The sequence below is a fragment of the Pectobacterium parmentieri genome, assembly GCF_001742145.1.
GTDB classification, from domain to species: domain Bacteria; phylum Pseudomonadota; class Gammaproteobacteria; order Enterobacterales; family Enterobacteriaceae; genus Pectobacterium; species Pectobacterium parmentieri.
On record NZ_CP015749.1, the window covers coordinates 3,566,459 to 3,590,807 of the forward strand.

Here is a 24,349-nt window from a genome sequence, read left to right on the forward strand (position 1 = left end):
AGATGCCCAAGCATAAATTCAGTTTTAGAATGTAATTCACAAAATAATACCCGCAACGAAGGTTATCGCAAACGATACAGGGCAACGAAATGAACACTGAGGTTGGGCAATGACTTAACCAGCGCTAAGCATTCGACTGTTGCAGGCCAAAATGGCCGAATATTTCTAAATATCCTGAGCGGCATATTGATATAAAAAATCCGACAGTAACCACAACAAAAAAATAAACGACATTCTTCACCTACGCAAAAATCAGTGGAGAATGCCATTTATGTGAAATTTTTCAGAACAGATGCAGGAAAAGAAAAGTTTCTATTTTAGTTGATTACTAACCTTCCCAAAATCAAACGCACTAACCGCCTTCTCGCGATTCGCATCGAGAAAATCCGCCCACCATTGCAGCATCAGCTTGCGTTCGTCCAAGTGCTCCGCTTTGTGGATGTAAGCTGCTCGTACCGAGTTACGTTCCATATGGCTCATCTGCCGTTCCACCGCGTCCCTCGACCATAACCCCGATTCAATCAGCGAGCTACAGGCCATTGTCCTGAAGCCGTGTCCGCAGACTTCAACCTTGGTATCATACCCCATAACCCGCAGAGCCTTATTCACCGTATTTTCACTCATTGGCTTACGCGGATCGTGATCGCCAATAAAGATCAGTTCATGATCGCCGCTGAATTGCTGTATTTGCTTCAGGATAACTAAAGCCTGTCGGGACAGTGGCACCAAGTGCGGAGTACGCATCTTAGAACCACGATGAGAGTGCTTCACCCCTTCTATGGGTTCACGTTCAGGGGGAATGGTCCACATTGATGTTTCAAAATCGATTTCCGACCAACGGGCAAAGCGCAGTTCGCTGGAGCGGATAAAGATCAATAGCGTCAACTCGACCGCCAGACGCGTTAACGGCCTGCCAGTGTAGCTATCGATGCGCTGAAGCAGTTCGGGAGTATGCTTTAGTTCCAGTGCAGGGCGATGCTGTCGATTGCTGGACGCCACAGCGCCCGCCATTTCCTGCGCGAGGTTGTAGTCAATTAATCCGCTTTGTACCGCGTAGCGCATTATTGCGGTTGTACGTTGCTGAAGTCGTGATGCCACTTCAAGACGGCCTGATTGTTCAACCACCTTGATCGGGGCTAACAGGTCACGCGTTTTGAGTTCAGCAATCTTGCGTTTACCGATAGCGAAGAAAAGATTATCTTCCAGACTTTTCAGCACGCGGCGGCTGTGCTCTTCCGACCACTTTTTATTGGTGGCATGCCATTCAATGGCAACTTCTTGAAAGGTCAGCGCCTCGCTCTGTTCAATCTTATCGGATTTCTTTTTATCACCAGGGTCACTGCCGTTCGCCAGCAGCTTACGCGCTTCATCACGACGCGCTCTTGCATCGGCCAGAGAGACATCAGGATAAACACCCAGTGCCAACATCTTCTGCTTGCCGCCAAAGCGATACTGTAAGCGCCAGTACTTTGAACCATTAGGATGAATCAGCAGATGCATGCCGTTGCCGTCGGTAAGCTTGTATTGCTTATCGGCAGGCTTGGCTGTTCTGACTTTGATATCAGTAAGCGCCATGTTTAGGCCCTCCCTGTTGGTATATGCATTATCGAACCGGAAATACCATCATCTGTACCAACAACTGTTGGTAGATGTACGTTGAAGTCGGTTGACCCTGAGAGAGTTAATATAGCGGGAAAGGGGGATAAATACTGGATTTTAGGCATAAAAAAAGACCTCAGTTGAGGTCTATTTACATACTGTTGGTGCGAAGGCCGGACTCGCCACCAAATATATTTACTTGATTCTTAATGAATTTAAAAAATAAATAAAATAAATGACCACCATACCGACCCCCATAATACTTTATGCAACACGGAATTAACCACTATATACAGTAGATAAGAAGGAAGAACAGCCTTCTTCATATCAAAATAGGTTAACAAATCTGAAGGATCGCTAAAGCCCACGGCAAAGAGCTGCGCCTGCACACTATGGAAAGGAAAACTGAAAATGTGAGGCCGCTGAGCCAGCTACAGCGACATGTCGGAAGAAGTGAGCATGTATTAAAGGCCTGCTGAAGAAAAGCACCATCACGGCGCAGGATATCTAGACCGCAATCTGGCTGCTGTGCAAATCCGGCTGCACCAGCAATGAGCTCGAGTTCTGGCTGTTCCAGATGCAACGCGAAAGCGCCACCAGCAGCCTAGTGTTCTGCACAGAGGCTGAGAGCGGGCTGATGGATCGGATGATTTGCGAGACATTAGCCAATAGTCCAAGGCTAATGAGCGAGCTGAAAATGCAGTACTTGGAGAGGTTTGAAGTAAGCTGAGCATTGCAAAAGAGCTGCAGGAAGGCACACAGACTTATCGTTATCGACATGCAAGCGCCGCGTGGATATGTGGCTAACCGTAACGGACCCTGTGAGCAAAGCGTTTAAAGTAAATCCTGAAAGATTCTACGCGGTAGATAAGTTCAAAAATGACCAGTTGACAAATCAAGGAAAAGGCGAAAAGATATGGTTTACTAATTCACGATATGGCGAAAAGATTATGTCAGCGTATTCTAAAAATTTGAAGCCTTGCTTTGCTATCAATAACAATTTAGATCAAATGTCTGTTGATATCTTACTATCGAGCATCGCTGATGTATTAGGGCAACTTTGGGCCAACAAGCACAAGCTTGATTCAAATTGGATTACAGGCTGTCGCGCGTATGGTTGGGTAAAAGAGTACATAGAACAAAATCACTCTAATTTACGCGGAGTTAAGGTTGTCAGCACTGCAATGGATTTCGTCTTCTCGCTTAATGAGGTTCCATTGCAGTTTGTCACTGACAGACTGGATCGTCCAAGAAAGCGCCACCGCCTTCTTCGCAATGAGAAAGAACAGCGCCAGATATCCATTTTCGATGAGGAAGATACCAGCAATAGTTTAATTTGGCGTGTTTATGCTGAAAGGTTTATCGATGATGTTACTGACAAAGATGCTCCACCTACTTGGATAATTACCATGGTTGGCTTGGATGAAACAGGCCGCAAGGTTAGTCTTTATGAGCATATATCTAAAGTAATTACGCCTATTTCTTCAGCGCCTGAAGATCTAAATCCAGATCAAATTAATCAGCTTCCAGCGCCTAATGAAATACCTCCAACTAAACTCAAGCGCAGAAGTAAAAAAGACGACAAAGACCAAAGTGGTAAAAATGCAACTCTTTGACTCTCTCACTCAGTACCGGGGTGACCGCGTAAAATTAGCGAGGTTAGCTAAGGGTATGTCCGGAGAGGATGTGGCTAACGCCCTCGGTGTTACCAAGCAATTTATTTCAAAACTTGAAAGAGGCTATCCGCCTGCGGATGCCATGTTGTCGCAACTTGCTAATGTTTTGGGCGTATACGATTCATTTTTCTTTACACCTCGCCCCCATCCTCTGGATGGAGAGCATTGTCATTTTCGCAGTAAACGCTCAAGAACTCAGACATTGGCAAATACTGTCATGGCCAGGGCGGAGATACTGGACGAATTCATTCGCAGGTTAGAGGTTGAGGTTGAGTTTCCTGTTCTAGATTTACCGGATGTCTCAGAGTTGCCGTTGCAGTCGCCATCTGATATAGAACGCATCGCTGAAGAGTGTCGACGTTATTGGACGCTGGGCTTAGGCCCCATTAACTCAATGTCTAATTTCGTCGAAAGCATAGGTATTGTAATTGCTCATGTTTCAGATGTTGATGACAGAATTGATGCTTTTACCGTTAACAACGTTCGTCCAATCATAATTCGCAACAATGCCAAAAAGAGCATTTGTCGTTATCGTTCAGATATAGGGCATGAGTTAGGCCACCTAGTTCTACATGAAGGGGTAATTACTGGCGATAAAGTAACCGAGAACCAAGCGGACCATTTTTCAAGTGCTTTCATGATCCCGAGGGTTTCATTTATCAATGAGTTTCCCAAAATGCGGGGATCTCATTTGGATTGGAACGCTCTGGAGGATTTCAAGGTGCGTTGGAAAATAAGCTTGCGTATGTCTCTGTATCGCGCCTGTTTGTTAGGATTAATAACCCCTGAAAAAATGAGGACGGGCTTTATTCATCTCAACTCGAAGGGATTTGTATCTACAGAGAAGGGGGACGATCGCATCACCGGTGACTCTCCGGGGATGATGCAACAAGCTATCAGTATGCTTGATGATCATTCTTGGGAAGCTGTGTTGGAAGATGCAATGATTAAGCCCGAATTTGTACGCGACAACTTCGGTATTAACAGACCGATAGTTCCTCAGGCCGACAACTTGGTTTCAATTTATAAGTATAAAAACTTTGGTTAAAATGCGTCATAATAAAAACAAATCTGCTGTGATTTGACTAAAAAACGGGTTAAATTCCTCTACGCTTCACAAAGCTGCATCCGCAAGCTACTAAATATCTAATCCCTGCCAATGGGCAGGGTTTTTATTTAGAAATTGGGAATATCCTTCCCACCCTTGCCTCGCCAACTAAATCATTAATTTATAAGCAGTTATAGCCTTAACCGTCATCGGCAAGCCTAGTTTCAGTAGTATGTCGAAATATTCATCTACTGATTTTTTGGGGTTCTTTAGCCGGGCTCGCTGCCTTTGGACAGCCTGTAAAACTAAGGCTTGATTTAAATCCAGCAAATCAGCGATAAACTCATCAGGATGAATTGCTTCAATATCAAACTCAGCCAGGCTCTCCTTTGGAAAGTCTTTAAGATTGAAGGTTACGATCACCTCTGAATCGGATCTTATCGCTGCAGCTACAACATGGCGATCGTCAAGATCTGGGAGTGAAACCCCTTCCATAAGATTTTCAAAGCCCGTTACAAGAGCATCAGGTAGGGCTTTGTTCATCAGATCCTCTACGCGCTTCAATTTTTCACGCGTTAAATCCGGTACGTTTTCAACCAAATTTCTTTGCCATTCATCATGAATGGTGGCCGTCCATTTAGGTTGATACAGACCCGATTTCCCAACCTCCATAAGCAGATCGCGGAGCATGTTGGGATAAATGACACAGGCATCAAGTACGACTGGGTAAGGCGAATGATTCATTAATAAAAACCAAGTTCCTGGCTCAAATCAACCAGTTCTTGCATTGCTTCATTGCTCTCAGTTTCACGCTGAGCTTTATAGCGCATCAAATCAGCAAAAAGAACGCGGCGATGACGGCCTGTTTTATGATGTGGAAGCTTTCCTTCTTCTAAAAGCTTCACCATGTGAGGGCGTGAAACATTCAGAATATTGGCGGCCTCCTGTGTAGTTAATTCAGCGTGCACAGGGACAACTTGAACCGCGTTCCCTTCAGCGAGTTCACCCAAGATGTTCATTAGCAATCTCAGTGCTGAGGTTGGCAATTCGATCTGGTGTTTTTCGTCGTTTGCATCGTGAATCGATATTTTTTGCGTTTCGAACTTTGTGGTGAGAAATGTTGCCAGTTCTCTTTGTCCACGTAACGCAACCTCAATTTCCTTCTGAGCCGGAAGGCTTACATTGTCCAGAATTGAGCTAGTCATGATTTTTTCCAATTTCAAATTTCGTTAATTTCGGTTTCGGTTTCGGTTTCGGTTTCAGATTTTTCGCGTGTTCAGTTTCGTGACAATTTTGAAGATAAATTTTTATGCTGACGAATGCGTCAGCCTCATAATAGTAATCGAAACAAACGAAACAAGCAACATTCGAAACAAACGAAAAGCCCTAGCTGACAAACCGAAATGGTGCAACCCGCGTAACAAGGGGATCGTTAGTAGCCGAGCCCTTTCTTTTTACCTCCATTTACATACAGAAAACCACTATACCTGGCAAAATTGCATCAGGGGGTTGCCCTGCACATCAGGTGGTCTCATCAGTAATGGCCTTTACCACTTGGCCGACTTGATTTAAAACTGGGATCGGAACTTTATCGGCCTGCTCTCCGGCGCCGTGTTGGGCGTGGCTACGTTTATGGTGAACCTGTACTTTAAACGCAAACAGGCGAAGCAGGATCGCCTGAGCACGATGAAGCGCAGAAGGTCATCGGCACAATTAACAGCGCGCTGAAGCAGGTAGAGAAGCAATAATGGCCCTAACTACCAGAACCAAGGGCATGCTTAGCGCGGCTATGCTGGCGCAGATTTCCGCTGGTGCTTCAGCGCCGGTAATGATGCAGCAGTTTGTGTCGGAGAGGGAGGACAGCAGTCTGACAGCTTACCGGGACAGCCGCTTAATCTGGCATAACTCACTATCTTTAATTGCGTGCGATTTAGCCGCCTTACTGAACCATTTAGTTTTGAATACGCGCATCAGGCCGACATTCTGCAACCTTAACTATAGCACTTAGTGCTATATTGCTCTCTTTTTTGGCAGAGTCAAAGCACTTGAAACCGGCAACACTTTGTCGTATTTTTGACCATGAAAACCTGCTGTCGATGACAGCCAGCAATGTTTCCAGTATCGGGATGATACGAGTGACCTGTGAGAAACGCCTTCGGGTGGTCACACTGCCAAAGTCATAGGAATGGAGCGTGGTCTGAGACTGACGCCTTCGGGCGACCACAAACACTTCCGTAGCCTGCAAGGAAGAACACGCTCAGTTGCGTGTGGTAAATCTGCCAGCCTTTGGAAGCAGATATCACCGGGTAGTTTGAACGCCGTTGCGAGCGTGGTGATGAAGGTCCGTTTTGACTACTTTACTTCAAGCCCAACATTGCCGTGGGCTTACTATACCCAGCCAGAGAGCGGCTTCCATACCGTAGGAGACTGGCCGTAGCTGCAACGTTTGTCGTTGTGGTGATTTCACTTCATAAGCGGCTTAAACAGCGCTTATCCTCGTAAGTTCGCGTTTTCGCGCGACTTCGATTTTACTCGTCTCAATGATTTGCGTCTGCACGTGTGAACGTGCTGGCTGCGCGTTGCTATGCCGTCAGGCATCTGCTACGCGCCTGCCGGCAACGTCTACACCGGCGTCACTTTTTCCGTGTCAACGGATGAAAGTGACGCCGCAGCCGAAGACCCCATCAGCCCCTGAGACATGCACCTCACCCACAGCGTCATGAATCTGACACACCCGTTTGTGCCGGACTGATCGCTTTTTTTACAGGAGATTGAACCGATACCGAGGCAGGCCTAACGGCCTGAGAGGAAATCCTGCAACCGCAGGCGGCCGCACCGAGTGCATCGCCGACACCTCCCAAGACCTCAACTGCTGTCCGCTCTGGCGCACAGGTATCGTTCAAGGCAGGTCAATCGCGATTGTTTCTGCCCTTTCCCATGCGCCAGAGAAAAGCATCCAGTTGAATTATGAGAGGTAAGTTGCATGAGTAAATTAAGTCGTGAAATGACCACGCTGGCGAAACAAGCTGGCGGGAGCTACAAGACGGTTCATGATCGTATCCGCATCATGGACAAGCTGTGCCGCCACCTGCTGGCGCTGAATATTCAGGTGCGTGACGTTAAGTATCTCAAAGCCAGACATATCGAAAGTTATGTCGCCGAACGCCTGTCACAGCGGATTGCCCTTCGTACCCTGCACAACGAAATGGCAGCGTTGCGCACGGTGTTTAAGCAGGGAGGACGGGAAAAGCTCGCCGCGTCCGACCGCCTGACCAATAACGCGCTGGGGCTGAGTGGGGCAAGCCGTGCCGGGACAAAATTCGCCATTCCGGACGAACGTTATCAGGCCGTTCTGCTTGCAGCGCAACAGCGTGATAAAGGGTTGGCCTGCGCACTTCAGCTTGCCCGATTGCTGGGGCTGCGTTCTCAGGAAGCGGTGCAATGCGCCAGTTCATTGAAGACATGGGAAAAGCAGCTTGAGCGCCATCAACAGACGCTGACCGTGGTATTTGGCACGAAAGGCGGCAGGCCACGCGAAACCCGGATTATCGATCGCGAAGCGATTCAACGGGCAGTAAACGAAGCGCTAAAGGTGGCCGAAGCGCGTAATGGCAGGTTGATCGATAAACCCGACCTGAAAACCGCCATGAACTTCTGGCGCACGCAGACCACCCGCTTAGGGCTGACCGGCCACTACTCCCCACACAGCCTGCGCTACGCATGGGCGCAGGATGCCATGCGTTATTACCTGTCACAGGGCTTTTCCCGCAGTGAAGCCAGAGCATTAACCTCTATGGATCTCGGCCACGGTGATGGTCGGGGGCGCTATGTCGAGCGGGTTTACACCCGGAAGGAGGATTGATCATGACGGATATCACGTTGATTCGCTTATCGGGTGTGATGAAAAAAACCGGCCTCAGGAAATCATGGATTTACCTGCTGATGAAGCAGGGGGAATTCCCTCAGACGGTCAAAATCGGCGCCCGCTCAGTAGCGTGGGTGGAAAGTGAGGTCAATGACTGGATCGCGGCACGTATCAGCCAGCGCGGGGAGGTTAAACCATGATGCATTGTTATTTTTTTCTGGCGGGCAATTTACGATATACTGCTGATGCTGCGGCAAAATCCGCAGCCGGAATTGGCGTTCCGAACAAATGTCTGGTGCCTGAATATGCGCGTCATGCGCATTGCTGTTCAGGCACGCATCGAGCCGTACCTGCAATGGTGGCTCGTGCGGGGGCTCCGCAAGGAGCGCCGGTAGCCAGACTGTCCGGTAACGCCAACCCCGTACGGGCTACCACCCTTGAGGTTGGCGTCTCTGGTGGTAGCTGTCTAAGAAGCTACAGTCTGGAGGCTGCCTTATGGCTACGATCCTTCCCTTTCTTTACCCGCAATCTTTCTTTTTTTCTGCCGGGGTACATCATGTATGACCCCACTCCCCTGACGTTAGAAGAACTCGTCGATCACTGTCGGGCACTGGCCTACGCCATCATTGAACTCGACAACGCACTCGCGAAAGAGCTGCTGATCTTTATCCTGTGGGAACGTCTGAACCAGTTGAATGACGCACTGCAAGCGGAGGTGGCTGACGATGAGTAAGTTCGTTTCAGACATTACCGCACAGTCGCGCCACCGCTGGCGTGCCATTCTGTCCGCACTGGCTATTCCGGTGCCTTCTGGCGGTAAACATGGCGCTTGTCCTGCCTGCGGTGGCAAAGATCGCTTCCGCTTTGACGACAAAGAAGGACGGGGAACGTGGTTTTGCAATCAGTGCGGTCATGGCGATGGTCTTGATCTGGTCGCACGGGTGAAAAACTGCGACCTGTCAGACGCCGCAAAACAGGTGGCCGCGCTGACGATCCCCGCCTCAACCGCGCCAGCCAGGGAAAAAGCCGCTGAGCGCCCGCCGCTGGCCGACAAAATCAAGCAGATGCTGACCCATTCGAGGAACGGCGAGAGCGCCTACCTGAAAGCCAAAGGGTTCTCTATCGTCCATGCCCGCCTGACTGCACAGCAAAAAATGCGCATCGGCGGCGTGCTGTTTGATGAGGGAAGCCTGCTGCTGAAATTGCATCGCGTTTCCGGTGAACTGATCGGCGCACAGTTGATCAACGACGACGGAGAAAAACGCCTGCTGCCGGGCTCACAGTTGAAAGGCGCTTTCATCGCGGTGCATTACCCGAAAGAGCCGGACACCATCGTGATCACCGAAGGGTATGCCACCGGCCTGACCATCAGCCAGATCACTACGGCGGCGGTGGTTGCGGCGGTATCGGCCAATAACCTGATGAATGTCGCACAAGCCCTGCGAGGCTGGTATCCCAATGCCACTATCATTCTGGCGGGCGATCATGACCTGCATGCCGATGGCTCAACCAATATCGGTAAGGAACAGGCTGAAAAAGCCGCGTTGGCAGTGGACGGCTGGGTGTCGTTACCGCCCACCACAACGCTCTGTGACTGGGATGATTACCGCCAGCAATATGGTCTTGAGGCCACTAAATCGGCATTCAATAAACAACGCTATCAGCCTGACACGATGTATACCCCGTTAGTGCGCACCGATTCTGCTACACCGGCCTTCAACACCGCATTACCCCTGCGCAAAGGCTCTGACGGTTTTGATACGCGGCAGGACTACCTGATTAAAGGCTATCTGCCGAGTTCATCCGTCGCCAGTGCTTACGGTGCCAGCGGCTCATATAAGTCTTTTCTGGCGGTATCGTGGGGATGCCACATCGCCACCGGCAAACCGTGGGCAGGCAAGCCAGTGACACAGGGGGCGGTGATTTATGTCGTTGGTGAAGGCGGGATCGGCGTTCCCCGCCGTATCCGGGCATGGGAGCAAACGCTTAACGGCGGTAGTCCGATTGATGCGCTTTATCGCGTCGATTGCCCGATTTTTCCGGCCAGCCCGGAGAGCGTACAACAGGTGATACGCGCCGCCCACGATGTGAAAGTCGCCTCCGGTATGCCGGTTCGCCTGATTATTCTGGATACACTCGCCCGCTGTTTTGGCGGTTCGGATGAGAACGCGGCTAAAGATATGGGCGCATTTATTCAGGGATGTGACGCGATTAAAGCGGCAACACAGGCCACGGTGCTGATTATCCATCATTCCGGTAAAGATCAGGACAAAGGAGCGCGGGGCTCCAGCGCCTTCCGTGCCGCGCTGGACGTGGAATTTAATGTGAGGCGTGAAGGTGACGGCGGCGCGTTGATCCTCAGTTGCACCAAAATGAAGGATGCGGAAGAGCCGCCGCGTCGCGCCTATGACCTGAATAGCGTCGATCTGTACGTGGACGATGATGGCGACCAGATCACCTCACTGGTGCTGAACGATGAAGGCCGTGAAGTCAGAGAAGATGAGGCTGCCAGCGATCCCGATTTAGCCGGTATTCCACGGCTGACGGAAAACCATTTTGCCCTCTGGCAGACTATTCGCTCACGCACGGCCAACGGTGAAGGCTGTACCCGTTCATTAGTGCGGGATGACATGCGGGCAATGGGCTTTGATGTGAACAAGAAGTTCACCCGCTGGCTGGACAAGCTGGAAAAGGATGGCCTGATCGCCTTTGAGGGGGAGCGGATTACGCCGCTATCGCAACGGAATAAGGTGGAGGATTAAACGGGGGAAAGTGGGGGGCGAACGGATAAGAAGTCCTTCTATCCGGCATTTTCCCCCACTTCCCACGCATATATAGGTGCGAAGTGGGGGAATGACTTAACTCAATAATAAATAAAAATTTTTAACAGAGTGGTGAAAATAAGGTGGGGGAAGCCGTGATCCCTGAGTCAGTGGGGGAAAAGTGGGGGATGGTTTGCTAATGTTTTACTCTGCCGATACACGCTAAATATAACATTTGAGTTATTATAACTTATGAGTTATATTCCCCGTTAATAAGGGGACTGACATGTATGAATTGATTTTTCACCCCGAAGCTGCAAGCGAAATTTATGACCTCGAACCTGTTATGCAGGCAAAAGCGCTTAAAGGGCTTGAAAAACTTGAAGCTAAAGGGCCCGAGCTAAGATATCCAGATACGGACATCATCGAAGGTGGGTTATTTGAGCTACGGGTTGGTAGAAAAGACATAAGCAGAACGTTTTTTGCTTACGCAAAAGGACGTAAGATCTATATTTTAAGGACATTCGTAAAGAAAACCCCTAAGACCCCGAAAGCTGAAATAGCGCTGGCAAAGTCAAGATGGGAGGAATTGAAAGATGGCAGTTAAAGGTATCAACTTCTCTGAAGTTAAAGCGAAAGCGCTTTCTAATCCTGAAGTTAAAAAAGCGTATGAGGACGAAACTCAAGAAGAAGCGCTTCGCGCTGTTCTGATCGAAATGAAGTCCAAGTCAGGTCTGACAAGTACAGAAATTGCCGCTCGCATGGGTGTAAGCCAACCTGCGGTGAGCCGCCTTGAGAGAAATGTTTCCAGTGCGAGTATCTCAACCTTACAACGGTATGCTGCTGCTTGCGGTATGCAGCTTAAGCTGTCACTGGGTTAAGATTCGCGCGGTATTTATAAGCCGGATTTTGCACTGGTTTGCCGGTTAGCATCAGTACTACAGGTTCCGGCTTGCTACTTCTATAAGGTGGAAAACGATCTGGCGGAAATGATACTTAGGTATGATGAGTAGCTGGAAAATCATCCACATAAGAAAAATGAGCGCCAGCCCCTCCCAAAAAAGGGGCTGGCGTGGTGGATAATATGTCTCAAATTTTAAATTTTCCTTCCGCATTCATAATAGTATCCCACTGTTTAAATTCGTCACTACTAAGAACTACACAACCTTTTGCCATAGATTTAAAATTTTCAGTAAGGTTTTTATCTTGCTTTGGAGGGAAATGATCGAAACTTGAAATCAATGTTTTTCTTCTCAGACTCTCTACATATTCAGGGCAAATTAGATTTTTCCCATTAAGCGAGAACATATTAACAGCCTTAATGAAGAAATCATTTCTATCTTTTAAAGATTTCGTATCCCATATTGAATTAGGAAATAATTCTTTATAGTACTTATCAGATGTAACATGGTAATAATGAGTTCTTTTATCTAACACTCCGATTGTACTTAATGTATTCGAGCTAATAAATAAAAAGCCATTAGGCCAAAAGAAAAAAACCAAAAATAATGAGGCTAACACAGAAAAAATCGTTTCTTTTGCCACTTCAAAATTAAAAACCCCATTATTATTAAACGAAAAATTTCTTGAATAAAAGATCATTGCTGGAAATAATGATAACACTGAGTAAAACGATAAAAAAAGAAAGCATAAACAAACCCATAAAAAGTATGCCCATCCATATTCATCAAAAGCAAAGAAATAGACAAACTTATTGATATTGAGGCTAAAAAGCATATAAACAAGGTGGAAATAATAGAGCCAGTTATTTTAATAAACTTTTTAAATCCGCTATCGCGATAGGCGTGAGTGTTTTTTACTTTAAATGGAAACACAGTAAAAATTGTAGAAACAATAAAAGATATGAGTAAAGAACGAAATGGTTCATCTATATATAATAAAATTTTCCCTATGTATACATACTTTTTAGAAAATTCATAAAAACCATCCGATGATAATATCAAAATAGAAACCAACATAGATATTATCATTATCAAAGTAATATATGGCATCTTTTTTGTATTAGCAATATAGCTTTCATTAACAAAAGATGAAAAAAGCATTAGATTAAAACTTGGAAGTACAAATACAAATGACATTAATACAGAAATGAATATAAATGAGCCAAATATTGAAAGAAGTGTTGTTTTATTATCAATAGTACCAATCAATAGGTCAAGACGTGAAAAATGCCCTAAATATCCCCAAACAACAATTATGGAGAGTAGGATGCATATTGGTGAAACTTTCAGTGCATAAAGAAAACATTTTTTAGCATTATTAAAAAAAGAGGTTAACTCGCTCTCTTTGATTCCTTCCATATATATCTCTCTGAACAAGGCTAACAATCTATTTAAAATCAATGAAATGATTAAATACCATAATAATGGAGTATATCAATACATCACTTCTTGAACTCATACGGCACCACATACTCATCCCGATTGGCATCCAGATAATCCGCCCACCATTGCAGCATTAGCCTACGCTCATCCAGATGTTCCGCTTTGTGGATGTAGGCAGCACGAACGCCGTTGCGTTCCTGATGACTCATCTGGCGCTCTACCGCATCCCGCGACCACTGGCCGGACTCCACCAGTGCGCTACAGGCCATGGTGCGGAAGCCGTGTCCGCAAATCTCTGTAGTGGTGTCATAGCCCATGGTTCGTAATGCGTTGTTGACGGTGTTTTCACTCATCGGTTTGGTTGGTCGACGATCGCCGGGGAAGATTAGTTCATGAGCGCCGCTGATAGCCTTAATCTCTTCCAGTAGCGCTAAAGCTTGTCGGGATAGCGGCACCAGATGTTCTGAGCGCATCTTTGCGCCACGCTGCGAATGCTTCACGCCGGGAATGGCTTCGCGTTCAGCCGGTATCGTCCACATGGCGCGTTTAAAATCGATTTCCGGCCAGCGGGCAAAACGTAGCTCACTGGAGCGGATAAAAACGCACAGCGTGAGTTTTAACGCCAGTCTGGTTAACACCCGCCCTTTGTGGCGTTCTATCCTTGCCAGAAAATCCGGCAGTTTATTCAGCTTCAGGGCTGGCCGATGGGTAGCTTTTGGCGCGGCTATCGCCCCGGAGAGATCTTGCGCAGGGTTGCGCTCGATTAGATCGTTCTGCACCGCGTAACGCATGATATCGGTGACGCGCTGGCGCAGCCGTGACGCCAAATCAAGATGACCGTTCTGTTCGACGACTTTCAGCGGCTCCAGCAGGTCTTTGGTTTTCAGGTCGGTAATATGGCGATGCCCGATAGCAGGCAGTAGATTTCGTTCCATATCGCGCCATACCCGTCCGGCGTGTGTTTCTGACCACCGATTTTGGCTAATGTTTCGGTGCCAGTCCTGCGAGACCTTCGCAAAAGTATTCAAAGCCTCTTGCGCCTGCTCTTTTTCTTCTTCGCGCTTTTCCGTTGGGTGGATGCCCTCCAACAGCAGCAATCGTATCTCATCGCGCTTTTCTCTGGCCTTTGCCAGCGAGACTAGCGGATAGGCACCGAACGCAATCCGGCTTTCATTACCTTCAAAGCGATATTTGAGATACCAGCGCTTAGAGCCGTTAGGACTCACCAAAAGATACAAGCCGTGCGCGTCCGCGAGCTTATAGGCTTTCTCGCGGGGCTTTGCGGTACGGGCAACAACGTCGGTCAGTGCCATAATTTGGGGGTCAACTCATAATCGAAGTGAATTGACCCTTATCTTGACCCCCAAATCATCTGGATGTCAATGGACGGGAAAAGACCACTGTGGATAAAATAGACAAAATTGCAGAGTGTGGAATGAAATTAAAATCGTTATTTTACAGATAGATATGGACATTACTGGACGATTACGGACATAAAAAAAGCCACCCTGAGGTGACTTAATTTTCATACGATGGTGCCGAAGGCCGGACTCGAACCGGCACGTATTTCTACGGTTGATTTTGAATCAACTGCGTCTACCGATTTCGCCACTTCGGCACAGAAGTAGTATGCGGAAAACGTGGGCATTATACCGTTTGACGGCCCATGCGCAACGTTAATCCACTCTACACTCGGTTAAGTGCTGAAAAAATCATCTTCAGCAACGCGTTATGGCTACTTTGTCGTCAATATTGTGTGGTGCGAACGTGGTTGTGAACAACAAAAAAGCGCCGGGGATTTATCCGCTCGACGCTTTTTCATACTCGTTTAGCATTATCGCCGTTTCAGCAGCAACGCCACGCTGATGAACAAAAACACCGAACTAGGCAAAACCGCGCCCAATATCGGCGGAATGCCATAGACCAGGCTGAGCGGACGGAAAATCTCATTCAACAAATAGAAGAAGAAGCCGAAACTGATCCCTATCACGATACGTGAACCCGCTGACACGCTACGCAACGGGCCGAAGATGAAAGAGACTGCCATGAGCATCATCACCGCCACCGAGACGGGTGCAAAGATTTTGCTCCACATATTGAGCTGGTAGCGGCCTGATTCCTGACCACTTTGTTTCAGATATTTGGCGTAATCATGCAGCCCACGGATCGACAACGCGTTAGGCTCCAGCGCCACCACGCCCAGTTTATCCGGCGTCAGGTTGGTTTTCCATTCGCCGCTGAGCGTCTGGCTGCCGCCAATCTGTTTACCGTCACTCAGATCGGATTCATCAACCTGCGAGAGGTTCCAAACATTCCTGTCCTTGTCAAACTCGGCGGAGGCCGCGTAGCGTACAGATAGCAGTTTGTTCTGCTCGTCAAAGTGATAGATATTGACGCCAGACAGTTCTTTATCGCCAACTATCCGTTCAATATAGATAAAGTCATTGCCATCTTTTGCCCACAATCCGCCCTGCGTAGAGATCATCGACCCACCGGAGATCATCTGAGAACGGTAGTTACGCGCCATCTGCTCCCCTTGCGGAGAGACCCACTCGCCAATCGCCATCGTCAGCAATACCAGCGGGATCGCAGTTTTCATCACGGCAGTCGCAATCTGCAGGCGGGTAAAACCAGAAGCCTGCATCACCACTAGCTCGCTGCGGGTCGCAAGCTGACCCAGCCCCAGCAGCGCACCGAGCAGTGCGGCCATAGGAAAGAAAGTCTCAATGTCTTTTGGAACACTAAGCAGTGTATACAGCCCCGCGCCCAGCGCCGAATACTCGCCCTGCCCGACTTTACGCAACTGGTCAACAAACTTGATGATGCCGGAGAGCGACACCAACATGAACAGCGTCGTGATGATGGTAGTGAAAATCGTTTTGCCGATATAGCGGTCTAATACACCAAACATCAGGCCGCTCCTTGTATTCTAAGAGTACGAGGCTTAAAGCGGGCGCGCATTTTGCGCATCGGCACGGTATCCCACAGGTTGAGCATGACCGCAATACCAAAGTACATCAGGTTGGTTAGCCAGACCCATACCATCGGGTCGATTTTTCCCTTACTGGCGTTAGAGCGCAGCGAACTTTGCAGCAGGAAGAAAATCAGGTACAGCAGCATCGCAGGCAGCATGCTCAACACCCGGCCCTGACGTGGGTTCACCACGCTCAACGGCACCACCATCAGCGCCATAATCAGCACGGAAAGAATCAACGTCAGCCGCCAGTGAAACTCTGCTCGTGCATCGTGCGCATCCGAGTTCCACAGGGTACGCATATCCATTTGCTGTACATCGCTATTATTTAGCGTCACCGCCTGGTGGCCAATCACGGCCTGATAATTAGTGAAATCCGTAATACGGAAGTCACGCAACAGCGCGGTGCCTTCGTAGCGCGAGCCGTTGTCCAATGTCACAACCTGCGCCCCCTCTTCGTTGGTTATATGACCACGATCGGCCACGACGACAGAAGGCCGTGCGTTACCGCTGGGGCGTAGTTGCGCCAGAAAGACGTGCTGAAACTCTGACCCTTTCACATTACCGACAAACAGTACCGCGTTGCCACCTTGTGCGGACTGGAACTGTCCTTCTACCAGCGCAGCCATGCCAGGGTTCGCCTTCGCTTCCGCCAGCACTTCTTCCTGGTGCCGGGACGACCACGGGCTGAGCCACATGACGTTAATGGTTGCGATAATGCCAGTGAACACCGCCAAGACCAGCGCAGCTTTCAGCAACACGCGTTTTCCCAGCCCACAGGCGTGCATGACGGTGATCTCGCTTTCCGCATAGAGGCGGCCAAACGTCATCAATACGCCAAGAAACAGACTTAATGGCAGGATGAGTTGCACCATCTCTGGTACGCCCAATCCCAGAAGGGAGATAACCAAATTTGTCGGGATTTCACCATCAACGGCTGCACCCAGTATCCGCACTAATTTCTGGCAAAAGAAAATCAGTAGCAGAATGAAAAGGATGGCCAGTTGGCTCTTAAAGGTTTCCCGTACCAGATATCGAATGATGATCACGCTTAATTACGCCTGTGAAAACTTGTCTTTTTGCAGGAAAATCGATAGTTTCTTCGCTAACGCGCCATTTATACTCATTTTGGCAGCCCTCTTAGCTAAGACTGTATTACAACACACTGCGTTTGAGCTGTTGTATCAGAACCTGCTTATAGTCACCAAAACAGGTTCGTTACGTCGTTAAGATTAACACAGGTTATGTTAACGCAACGGCGGGAAAGTATTACGGAGTATCACATACTAGCCGTTGCCCCCGCCTTTGTCTTTAAGATTCAGGAGAGTACATGGAGTTCAGCGTAAAAAGCGGTAGCCCGGAAAAACAACGCAGTGCCTGCATTGTCGTCGGCGTGTTTGAACCGCGTCGTCTGTCCCCTATTGCCGAACAACTCGATAAAATCAGCGACGGCTATATTAGCGCGTTGCTTCGCCGTGGTGAATTAGAAGGCAAAGTGGGGCAATCACTGCTCTTGCACCATGTACCTAACATTCTTTCTGAGCGCATTTTGCTGATTGGCTGCGGGAAAGAGCGTGAGCTTGATGAACGCCAGTACAAACAGGTGATTCAGAAAACGATCAACGCCCTGAACGAAACTGGTTCGATGGAAGCGGTCTGCTTCTTGACCGAGCTGCACGTGAAAGGCCGTAACACGTACTGGAAAGTGCGTCAGGCGGTCGAAACCGCGAAAGAGACGCTGTATACCTTCGATCAGCTTAAGAGCAATAAGGTCGAGCTGCGACGTCCGCTACGCAAGATGGTATTCAACGTGCCGACGCGCCGTGAGCTGACCAGCGGTGAACGCGCCATCCAGCACGGTCTGGCGATTGCTGCCGGTATCAAAGCCGCGAAAGATCTCGGCAATATGCCGCCGAACATCTGTAATGCCGCCTATCTGGCATCGCAAGCGCGTCAACTGGCCGACACCTACAGCCAGAATATTATCACGCGCGTGATTGGCGAACAGCAGATGAAAGAGCTGGGCATGAATGCCTATCTGGCCGTGGGTCAGGGCTCACAGAATGAATCGCTGATGTCCGTGATCGAATACAAAGGCGATCCGAACCCGGAAACGCGTCCGATTGTGCTGGTTGGTAAGGGGCTGACGTTCGATTCCGGCGGTATCTCCATCAAACCTGCCGACAGCATGGACGAAATGAAATACGACATGTGCGGTGCGGCAACAGTCTACGGCGTGATGCGTATGGCAGCCGAACTGGCGCTGCCGTTGAACATCATCGGCGTACTGGCAGGTTGTGAAAACATGGTCGACGGGCGTGCATACCGTCCGGGCGATGTGCTGACGACGATGTCCGGCCAAACGGTAGAAGTCCTGAACACCGATGCGGAAGGTCGTCTGGTCTTGTGTGATACACTGACCTACGTTGAGCGTTATGAGCCAGATGTCGTGATTGACGTCGCGACGCTGACGGGGGCGTGCGTGATTGCGCTAGGGCACCACATCACCGGGCTGATGGCGAACCACAATCCGCTGGCGCACGAGCTGTTGAGCGCGTCCGAGCAATCTGGCGACCGTGCATGGCGTCTGCCGCTGACCGACGAATTCCAGGAGCAGTTGGAATCCAATTTTGCCGACATGGCGAATATTGGTGGTCGTCCTGGCGGTGCGATTACCGCAGGCTGCTTCCTGTCGCGCTTTACGCGTAAGTACAGTTGGGCGCATCTGGATATCGCAGGCACCGCCTGGCGTTCCGGCAAAGCCAAAGGGGCAACGGGCCGTCCAGTCGCGCTGTTATCACAGTTCCTGCTGAACCGCGCCGGACAGAACGACGTAGAATAAGGCTTTCACGTCAGTGCGATGGCCTTATCATGTCATTGTCGTCTTATGGGCCGGACTTCCGGCCCTTATCACTTTCTGGCTCTTAGCAATCCATAGTGTAAACAATGAAAAACGCAACGTTCTATCTTCTCGAACACGACAGCAAAAGCGGTGAGCTCAGCGCCCATGAGGTACTGGCATGCGATCTGGCGGCAGAACGTTGGCGAGCAGGAAAACGCGTGTTGATTGCCTGCGAAGACGAACAGCAGGCTATCAGGCTGGATGAAGCATTATGGCAGCGCGATCCCAACGCGTTCGTGCCACATAATCTGGCAGGCGAAGGGCCGCGTCACGGCGCACCGGTCGAACTGGCGTGGCCGCAACGGCGTGGTAATGCACCACGTGACCTGCTGATCAGCCTATTGCCGCAGTTCGCAGATTTTGCCACCGCTTTCCATGAAGTGATAGACTTTGTCCCTTACGAAGAATCCTTAAAACAGTTGGCGCGCGACCGCTATAAAACCTATCGCAGCGTCGGCTTCCAATTGACCACGGCTACGCCGCCAACTCACTGAATTTTGAGCATAATGGAAACGAAATATAACCCGCAAGATATCGAGCAGCCGCTCTACGAACACTGGGAAAAGCAAGGCTACTTCAAGCCGCACGGCGACACGAGTAAAGAAAGCTTCAGCATTATGATCCCGCCGCCCAACGTCACTGGCAGCTTGCATATGGGTCATGCTTTCCAGCAAACCATTATGGATACGTTGATCCGTTATCAACGTATGCAGGGAAAAAATACCCTGTGGCAGGCAGGTACTGACCACGCAGGTATCGCCACACAGATGGTGGTTGAGCGCAAGATCGCCGCAGAAGAAGGCAAAACTCGCCATGATTATGGCCGCGAGGCGTTCATCGACAAAATCTGGCAGTGGAAAGGCGAATCCGGTGGCAACATTACCAATCAGATGCGCCGTCTGGGCAACTCCGTTGACTGGGAGCGCGAACGCTTCACCATGGATGAAGGCCTGTCCAACGCGGTGAAAGAAGTGTTCGTCCGCCTGTATAAAGAAGACCTGATTTACCGTGGCAAACGTCTGGTTAACTGGGATCCAAAACTGCGCACGGCGATTTCCGATCTGGAAGTCGAAAACCGCGACGTGAAAGGGTCAATGTGGCACCTGCGTTATCCGCTGGCCGATGGCGTGAAAACCGCCGAAGGGAAAGACTATCTGGTCGTTGCCACCACCCGCCCGGAAACGATGCTGGGTGATACCGGCGTTGCCGTTAACCCGGAAGATCCGCGTTATAAAGATCTGATCGGCAAAGAAGTGATCCTGCCGCTGATTGGCCGTCGTATTCCGATCGTTGGCGACGAACATGCCGACATGGAAAAAGGCACTGGCTGCGTGAAGATCACGCCAGCCCACGACTTCAACGACTACGAAGTGGGTAAACGCCATCAGTTGCCGATGGTAAACATCCTGACGTTCGACGGCGATATCCGCCAGAGCGCAGAAATTTTTGATACCAATGGCGAAGCCAGTACTGCTTACAGCAGCGAAATTCCAGAAGCCTTCCAGGGTCTGGAACGTTTTGCCGCACGTAAAGCCCTCGTCGCCGCATTCGATGAACTCGGCCTGTTGGAAGAGATCAAGGCACACGATCTGACTGTTCCTTACGGTGATCGTGGCGGTGTTGTTATTGAACCGATGCTGACTGACCAGTGGTACGTGCGTGCTGCCGTGCTGGCTAAACCTGCGGTGGAAGCGGTAGAAGATGGCCGCATCCAGTTCGTGCCAAAACAGTACGAAAACATGTACTTCAGTTGGATGCGCGACATTCAGGACTGGTGTATCTCCCGCCAACTGTGGTGGGGCCACCGTATCCCAGCCTGGTACGATGCCAATGGCAACGTCTATGTGGGCCGTACCGAAGCGGAAGTACGCAGTGAAAACAACCTTGCTGACGATGTCGTTCTGAATCAGGACGAAGATGTGCTGGATACCTGGTTCTCATCCGGGCTGTGGACGTTCTCTACATTGGGTTGGCCGGAACAAACGCCAGATCTGAAAGCGTTCCACCCAAGCAGCGTGATGGTGAGTGGCTTCGACATCATCTTCTTCTGGATTGCTCGCATGATCATGCTGACCATGCACTTCATCAAAGATGAAGACAACAAACCACAGGTGCCATTCCACACCGTCTACATGACTGGCCTGATCCGTGATGAAGAAGGCCAGAAGATGTCCAAATCCAAAGGGAATGTGATCGACCCGCTGGATATGGTCGACGGTATCTCATTGGAAGCGCTGCTGGAAAAACGTACTGGCAACATGATGCAGCCACAGCTAGCGGAAAAAATCCGCAAGCGTACTGAGAAACAATTCCCGAACGGCATCGAGCCTCACGGTACGGACGCCCTGCGCTTCACGCTGGCGGCGCTGGCCTCAACGGGTCGCGACATCAACTGGGATATGAAGCGTCTGGAAGGTTACCGCAACTTCTGTAACAAGCTGTGGAACGCCAGCCGTTTTGTGTTGATGAACACCGAAGATCAGGATTGCGGTTTTGGTGCTGGTGAAAAAGTGCTGTCTCTGGCTGACCGCTGGATTCTGGCGGAATTCAACCGCACGGTGAAAGCCTATCGCGATGCGCTGGACGGTTATCGCTTTGATATTGCCGCCAACATTCTGTACGAATTCACCTGGAATCAGTTCTGCGACTGGTATCTGGAGTTGACGAAGCCCGTGATGAACGGTGGTACGGAAGCAGAACTGCGCGGTACACGCCACACGCTGGTTACCGTACTGGAAGCATTGCTGCGTCTGGCACATCCGATTATTCCGTTCATTACCGAAACCATCTGGCTACGCGTTAAAGCGCTGAAAGGCATTAACGACGACACGATCATGTTGCAGCCCTTCCCTGAGTTCGATACCGCGCAGGAAGATACGCTGGCGCTGAACGATCTGGAGTGGATCAAGCAGGCGATCATCGCCGTGCGTAACATTCGTGCAGAAATGAATATCGCACCGGGCAAGCCGCTGGAAGTCTTACTGCGCGATGCCACTGCCGAAGCACAGCGTCGTGTGGAAGAGAACCGCAGCTTTATCCAAACGCTGGCGCGTCTGGAAAACATTACGCTGCTGCCAGCGGGCGACAAGGGTCCGGTTTCCGTCACTAAGCTCATCGATGGTGCCGAACTGTTGATCCCAATGGCAGGCTTGATCGACAAAGCGGCAGAGCTGGATCGTTTGGCGAAAGAAGTGGCGAAAATCGAAGCAGAGATTGAGCGCATCGCAAGCAAGCTGTCCAACGAAGGCTTTGTGGCGCGTGCACCGGAAGCGGTTGTTGCCAAAGAGCGTGAGAAGCTGGACGGCTACGCCGTAGACAAAGCTAAGCTGCTGGAGCAGCAAGCAGTCATCGCGGCGCTGTAACACTAACCGATTCCCAGCAGTAGTATCTTAATATGAAAGCCTCGTTGCAAAACGGGGCTTTTATTTTTTCTCGTGCGCATCAGTATTAATTAAGACAAACCAGAGAAAATAGAATAGCTGCCAGTAAGAATTAACGAACTCCCACTAATGACAGAGAGAATTTTAATAAATGAAGCATTAACAATATTTTTCCCAATAGAAGAAACCGCTGCATATAGAAGATCTGTCGTCATACTCACACAAATAAAGACAGCACCTAATATAATAAAATTAAACTCATAGTCAGATAAAGAGTATAAAAATGACGGGATAAATGTGGAGAAAAAAATAATAGCTTTAGGATTAGATAATGTCGTCACCATTGCCTTTATTAAATTAACAAAAAATCTATCATCATCCTTTTTATTGACACTACTCACTCTTCTTTTATTTAAAATAATTCTACAACCTAAAAATAAAAGATAAGCGCCACCAAATAATTTTATAAGATAAACATATTCGCTAAATGCTTTAGCCCCAACATAGGTAATGACTAAAGATGCGGTAATCAACATCACCTCACCTAAACGAAAACCAATCATAAAAGGAAGTGTTTTTTTAAACCCGTTACTAATCCCTTCGTTAATTAAAAGCGTTACCGCCGGACCTGGAGAAAGTGTTTGCAGAGATGCAATCATACTGAAATAAATAATTGTCGATAGCGTTAACATTATTAAAATACCGGCATTCTGAATGAAACGAGAGGAACATTATCTGTAGATAACATATTTGGCAAATCACAATAAACATACTCATAAGGAATGCACGGCTGGATCATTTTAGATACGAATTTTTTTATTTCACGATACGAATTCCCAGCAAGGAAAGTATAAAAATTACCAGAGTTCCATATTATAACAGAATAATTAAAAAATTTTCTTATTGCACTATCAACTTCATCTACGGTAGCTTCATTTTTATTCATTCGACAGAGAATAATTTCTTTCTTTTTTTGTAAATCATCATCTGAGAAAAAACGATGCTTGAAAGAATAATCTTTTTGCAATTCTCTCATTGTATATTCATCACTATCACAACTGCATTTTTCAGTAAAAATAGCTAGGCCATCTGGCTTTATTAACTCGGATACAAATTGTATTTTTTCTTCCCGCTCTCTAGAATACATTTGAAATGTCGTATCTTCAATGAGAAGATCAAAACCACATTTAAAATGTGAAAGCTTATCATGCATTCCCAAGCTATTCTTTGTAATGAGAAAAAAAGGCGAATGAATAAAGAAAGAATTATAAGGTTCACCATGCATATAGAAATTTTTTTCATTAATTTTAGTCGGACTGCTTGTTAATGTTCTTATTTTACCTTTTGATACTTCAGAAATTGTCCGAGCCATAGTTCCTTCAGCCATCCCAAGACAATAAACATCAAAAAAATCAGATTTATCCTTTTCTTCAAAATATTGACAAATAGTAGAGCCTAATCTGCATTCCTCCTCTAAACTATATGGAATGCTTGAAAAATAGTGCCGAACAAATGGGCCGATGTTTTTATTTAAAACTTTAGAAAAATCAGCAACTTTCTTATCATTATCAAATAATCGGGTGTCTGGATATATTTCTTTAATTGGAACATTTTCCTTTCCTGCCGCAGTAAGAGAAAAAAAATCAGCCATTTCATTCACTCTAGGCGCTTTTCTACACGCTTCAATAAACTTATCCATGTTCATATTTACCACCCTTTAAATTAACAAGCTAATCATTAATTAATAAAAACAGAGAACACACTACCTCCCGTACCATCCACTTTCAATTATTTTTTA

Annotated in this window: 25 protein-coding genes, 1 tRNA gene and 1 pseudogene; 15 read left to right on the plus strand and 12 right to left on the minus strand. The window is 48.3% G+C overall.

Features of this window, described 5'->3' with window-relative positions:
* Positions 1-312 precede the first annotated feature (312 nt).
* Positions 313-1,575: a tyrosine-type recombinase/integrase gene (locus A8F97_RS16155; RefSeq protein ID WP_033070786.1), complete on the minus strand. Its 1,263-nt coding sequence runs from the start codon at positions 1,573-1,575 to the stop codon at positions 313-315.
* Positions 1,576-2,176: 601 nt separating this feature from the next.
* Here A8F97_RS16155 and A8F97_RS25205 point away from each other — a divergent pair.
* The 3 genes from A8F97_RS25205 to A8F97_RS16165 all read left to right on the plus strand — a co-directional run bounded on the left by A8F97_RS25205 (position 2,177) and on the right by A8F97_RS16165 (position 4,323).
* Positions 2,177-2,329 (plus strand): hypothetical protein, encoded by a 153-nt coding sequence (locus A8F97_RS25205; protein ID WP_418303264.1) that lies wholly within the window; start codon positions 2,177-2,179, stop codon positions 2,327-2,329.
* 61 nt (positions 2,330-2,390) lie between these two features.
* Positions 2,391-3,215 (plus strand): hypothetical protein, encoded by an 825-nt coding sequence (locus tag A8F97_RS16160; RefSeq protein ID WP_127087856.1) that lies wholly within the window; start codon positions 2,391-2,393, stop codon positions 3,213-3,215.
* 70 nt (positions 3,216-3,285) lie between these two features.
* Positions 3,286-4,323 carry a helix-turn-helix domain-containing protein gene (locus tag A8F97_RS16165; protein ID WP_472462553.1) on the plus strand — a complete coding sequence of 346 codons (1,038 nt, stop codon included), beginning with the start codon at positions 3,286-3,288 and terminating at the stop codon, positions 4,321-4,323.
* A 168-nt stretch (positions 4,324-4,491) separates the two neighbouring features.
* Here the strand turns inward: A8F97_RS16165 and A8F97_RS16170 are convergent, their stop codons facing one another.
* Positions 4,492-5,067: a PIN domain-containing protein gene (locus A8F97_RS16170; RefSeq protein WP_033070784.1), complete on the minus strand. Its 576-nt coding sequence runs from the start codon at positions 5,065-5,067 to the stop codon at positions 4,492-4,494.
* Positions 5,067-5,528, minus strand: coding sequence for a helix-turn-helix domain-containing protein (locus A8F97_RS16175; RefSeq protein ID WP_033070783.1), 462 nt, complete (start codon positions 5,526-5,528; stop codon positions 5,067-5,069). The genes A8F97_RS16170 and A8F97_RS16175 overlap by 1 nt, the downstream gene beginning before the upstream one ends.
* Before the next feature lie 415 nt (positions 5,529-5,943).
* Between A8F97_RS16175 and A8F97_RS24720 the strand changes: the two genes are divergently transcribed.
* Both A8F97_RS24720 and A8F97_RS24725 read left to right on the plus strand, forming a co-directional pair.
* On the plus strand, positions 5,944-6,051 hold the full coding sequence (locus A8F97_RS24720; RefSeq protein WP_232830233.1) for a class II holin family protein: 108 nt from the start codon (positions 5,944-5,946) through the stop codon (positions 6,049-6,051).
* 19 nt (positions 6,052-6,070) lie between these two features.
* Positions 6,071-6,223, plus strand: a pseudogene (locus tag A8F97_RS24725) (lysozyme); the annotation flags it as partial.
* Here A8F97_RS24725 and A8F97_RS25210 read toward each other — a convergent pair.
* Positions 6,199-6,294 (minus strand): type II toxin-antitoxin system RelE/ParE family toxin, encoded by a 96-nt coding sequence (locus A8F97_RS25210; protein WP_227001633.1) that lies wholly within the window; start codon positions 6,292-6,294, stop codon positions 6,199-6,201. The pseudogene A8F97_RS24725 and the gene A8F97_RS25210 overlap by 25 nt on opposite strands.
* Before the next feature lie 214 nt (positions 6,295-6,508).
* Here A8F97_RS25210 and A8F97_RS24195 point away from each other — a divergent pair, with 214 nt between their 5' ends.
* From A8F97_RS24195 to A8F97_RS16210, 7 genes are all read left to right on the plus strand, one after another.
* The gene (locus tag A8F97_RS24195) at positions 6,509-6,760 is read left to right on the plus strand and encodes a hypothetical protein (RefSeq protein ID WP_127087855.1); all 252 of its coding nucleotides are present in this window, start codon (positions 6,509-6,511) and stop codon (positions 6,758-6,760) included.
* A 546-nt stretch (positions 6,761-7,306) separates the two neighbouring features.
* On the plus strand, positions 7,307-8,185 hold the full coding sequence (locus tag A8F97_RS16185; RefSeq protein WP_033070781.1) for an integrase domain-containing protein: 879 nt from the start codon (positions 7,307-7,309) through the stop codon (positions 8,183-8,185).
* Positions 8,186-8,187: 2 nt separating this feature from the next.
* On the plus strand, positions 8,188-8,388 hold the full coding sequence (locus tag A8F97_RS16190) for a helix-turn-helix transcriptional regulator (RefSeq protein WP_014698606.1): 201 nt from the start codon (positions 8,188-8,190) through the stop codon (positions 8,386-8,388).
* Positions 8,385-8,921, plus strand: coding sequence for an ash family protein (locus A8F97_RS23440; protein WP_033070780.1), 537 nt, complete (start codon positions 8,385-8,387; stop codon positions 8,919-8,921). Before A8F97_RS16190 ends, A8F97_RS23440 begins: the two co-directional genes overlap by 4 nt.
* Positions 8,914-10,950, plus strand: coding sequence for an AAA family ATPase (locus A8F97_RS25215; RefSeq protein ID WP_033070779.1), 2,037 nt, complete (start codon positions 8,914-8,916; stop codon positions 10,948-10,950). Before A8F97_RS23440 ends, A8F97_RS25215 begins: the two co-directional genes overlap by 8 nt.
* Before the next feature lie 286 nt (positions 10,951-11,236).
* Positions 11,237-11,557 (plus strand): type II toxin-antitoxin system RelE/ParE family toxin, encoded by a 321-nt coding sequence (locus A8F97_RS16205; RefSeq protein WP_005971241.1) that lies wholly within the window; start codon positions 11,237-11,239, stop codon positions 11,555-11,557.
* Positions 11,547-11,831 (plus strand): helix-turn-helix domain-containing protein, encoded by a 285-nt coding sequence (locus A8F97_RS16210; protein WP_005971242.1) that lies wholly within the window; start codon positions 11,547-11,549, stop codon positions 11,829-11,831. The genes A8F97_RS16205 and A8F97_RS16210 overlap by 11 nt, the downstream gene beginning before the upstream one ends.
* Before the next feature lie 208 nt (positions 11,832-12,039).
* Here A8F97_RS16210 and A8F97_RS24745 read toward each other — a convergent pair whose 3' ends face one another.
* From A8F97_RS24745 to lptF, 6 genes are all read right to left on the minus strand, one after another.
* Positions 12,040-12,495, minus strand: a complete 456-nt coding sequence (locus A8F97_RS24745; protein ID WP_227001560.1) for a hypothetical protein — start codon at positions 12,493-12,495, stop codon at positions 12,040-12,042.
* Positions 12,496-12,548: 53 nt separating this feature from the next.
* On the minus strand, positions 12,549-13,271 hold the full coding sequence (locus A8F97_RS24750; RefSeq protein ID WP_033070777.1) for a hypothetical protein: 723 nt from the start codon (positions 13,269-13,271) through the stop codon (positions 12,549-12,551).
* Positions 13,272-13,354: 83 nt separating this feature from the next.
* A complete protein-coding gene (locus tag A8F97_RS16225; protein ID WP_033070776.1) occupies positions 13,355-14,608 on the minus strand; it encodes a tyrosine-type recombinase/integrase in 1,254 nt (417 codons plus the stop codon).
* A 220-nt stretch (positions 14,609-14,828) separates the two neighbouring features.
* Positions 14,829-14,913, minus strand: a tRNA-Leu gene (locus A8F97_RS16230).
* A gap of 216 nt (positions 14,914-15,129) precedes the next feature.
* Positions 15,130-16,206: an LPS export ABC transporter permease LptG gene (lptG, locus tag A8F97_RS16235; protein ID WP_012822226.1), complete on the minus strand. Its 1,077-nt coding sequence runs from the start codon at positions 16,204-16,206 to the stop codon at positions 15,130-15,132.
* Positions 16,206-17,318, minus strand: a complete 1,113-nt coding sequence (gene lptF, locus A8F97_RS16240) for an LPS export ABC transporter permease LptF (RefSeq protein ID WP_033070775.1) — start codon at positions 17,316-17,318, stop codon at positions 16,206-16,208. The genes lptG and lptF overlap by 1 nt, the downstream gene beginning before the upstream one ends.
* A 281-nt stretch (positions 17,319-17,599) precedes the next feature.
* Between lptF and pepA the strand changes: the two genes are divergently transcribed.
* The 3 genes from pepA (at position 17,600) to A8F97_RS16255 (ending at position 22,533) form a co-directional block, all read left to right on the plus strand.
* The gene (gene pepA / locus A8F97_RS16245) at positions 17,600-19,111 is read left to right on the plus strand and encodes a leucyl aminopeptidase (protein WP_010284628.1); all 1,512 of its coding nucleotides are present in this window, start codon (positions 17,600-17,602) and stop codon (positions 19,109-19,111) included.
* A 104-nt stretch (positions 19,112-19,215) separates the two neighbouring features.
* Positions 19,216-19,665, plus strand: a complete 450-nt coding sequence (locus A8F97_RS16250; protein WP_012822224.1) for a DNA polymerase III subunit chi — start codon at positions 19,216-19,218, stop codon at positions 19,663-19,665.
* A 12-nt stretch (positions 19,666-19,677) separates the two neighbouring features.
* Positions 19,678-22,533 (plus strand): valine--tRNA ligase, encoded by a 2,856-nt coding sequence (locus tag A8F97_RS16255; RefSeq protein WP_033070774.1) that lies wholly within the window; start codon positions 19,678-19,680, stop codon positions 22,531-22,533.
* 89 nt (positions 22,534-22,622) lie between these two features.
* On the opposite strand, the gene A8F97_RS16260 is transcribed toward A8F97_RS16255, so the two are convergent.
* Together A8F97_RS16260 and A8F97_RS16265 are read right to left on the minus strand one after the other, a co-directional pair.
* On the minus strand, positions 22,623-23,243 hold the full coding sequence (locus A8F97_RS16260) for a LysE family translocator (protein WP_025919476.1): 621 nt from the start codon (positions 23,241-23,243) through the stop codon (positions 22,623-22,625).
* A 2-nt stretch (positions 23,244-23,245) separates the two neighbouring features.
* Complete coding sequence (locus tag A8F97_RS16265) at positions 23,246-24,250, minus strand: hypothetical protein (protein WP_033070824.1); 1,005 nt, start codon at positions 24,248-24,250, stop codon at positions 23,246-23,248.
* Between the last annotated feature and the right edge of the window lie 99 nt (positions 24,251-24,349).

Bases quoted from the DNA above. Each gene is read 5' to 3' on its own strand.
- A8F97_RS16155 (WP_033070786.1), bottom strand. From the start codon at position 1,575: ATGGCGCTTACTGATATCAAAGTCAGAACAGCCAAGCCTGCCGATAAG.
- A8F97_RS25205 (WP_418303264.1), top strand. From the start codon at position 2,177: ATGCAACGCGAAAGCGCCACCAGCAGCCTAGTGTTCTGCACAGAGGCT.
- A8F97_RS16170 (WP_033070784.1), bottom strand. From the start codon at position 5,067: ATGAATCATTCGCCTTACCCAGTCGTACTTGATGCCTGTGTCATTTAT.
- A8F97_RS16175 (WP_033070783.1), bottom strand. From the start codon at position 5,528: ATGACTAGCTCAATTCTGGACAATGTAAGCCTTCCGGCTCAGAAGGAA.
- A8F97_RS25210 (WP_227001633.1), bottom strand. From the start codon at position 6,294: ATGCGCGTATTCAAAACTAAATGGTTCAGTAAGGCGGCTAAATCGCAC.
- A8F97_RS24195 (WP_127087855.1), top strand. From the start codon at position 6,509: ATGGAGCGTGGTCTGAGACTGACGCCTTCGGGCGACCACAAACACTTC.
- A8F97_RS16185 (WP_033070781.1), top strand. From the start codon at position 7,307: ATGAGTAAATTAAGTCGTGAAATGACCACGCTGGCGAAACAAGCTGGC.
- A8F97_RS16190 (WP_014698606.1), top strand. From the start codon at position 8,188: ATGACGGATATCACGTTGATTCGCTTATCGGGTGTGATGAAAAAAACC.
- A8F97_RS23440 (WP_033070780.1), top strand. From the start codon at position 8,385: ATGATGCATTGTTATTTTTTTCTGGCGGGCAATTTACGATATACTGCT.
- A8F97_RS25215 (WP_033070779.1), top strand. From the start codon at position 8,914: ATGAGTAAGTTCGTTTCAGACATTACCGCACAGTCGCGCCACCGCTGG.
- A8F97_RS16205 (WP_005971241.1), top strand. From the start codon at position 11,237: ATGTATGAATTGATTTTTCACCCCGAAGCTGCAAGCGAAATTTATGAC.
- A8F97_RS16210 (WP_005971242.1), top strand. From the start codon at position 11,547: ATGGCAGTTAAAGGTATCAACTTCTCTGAAGTTAAAGCGAAAGCGCTT.
- A8F97_RS24750 (WP_033070777.1), bottom strand. From the start codon at position 13,271: ATGGAAGGAATCAAAGAGAGCGAGTTAACCTCTTTTTTTAATAATGCT.
- A8F97_RS16225 (WP_033070776.1), bottom strand. From the start codon at position 14,608: ATGGCACTGACCGACGTTGTTGCCCGTACCGCAAAGCCCCGCGAGAAA.
- lptG (WP_012822226.1), bottom strand. From the start codon at position 16,206: ATGTTTGGTGTATTAGACCGCTATATCGGCAAAACGATTTTCACTACC.
- pepA (WP_010284628.1), top strand. From the start codon at position 17,600: ATGGAGTTCAGCGTAAAAAGCGGTAGCCCGGAAAAACAACGCAGTGCC.
- A8F97_RS16250 (WP_012822224.1), top strand. From the start codon at position 19,216: ATGAAAAACGCAACGTTCTATCTTCTCGAACACGACAGCAAAAGCGGT.
- A8F97_RS16255 (WP_033070774.1), top strand. From the start codon at position 19,678: ATGGAAACGAAATATAACCCGCAAGATATCGAGCAGCCGCTCTACGAA.
- A8F97_RS16260 (WP_025919476.1), bottom strand. From the start codon at position 23,243: ATGTTAACGCTATCGACAATTATTTATTTCAGTATGATTGCATCTCTG.
- A8F97_RS16265 (WP_033070824.1), bottom strand. From the start codon at position 24,250: ATGGATAAGTTTATTGAAGCGTGTAGAAAAGCGCCTAGAGTGAATGAA.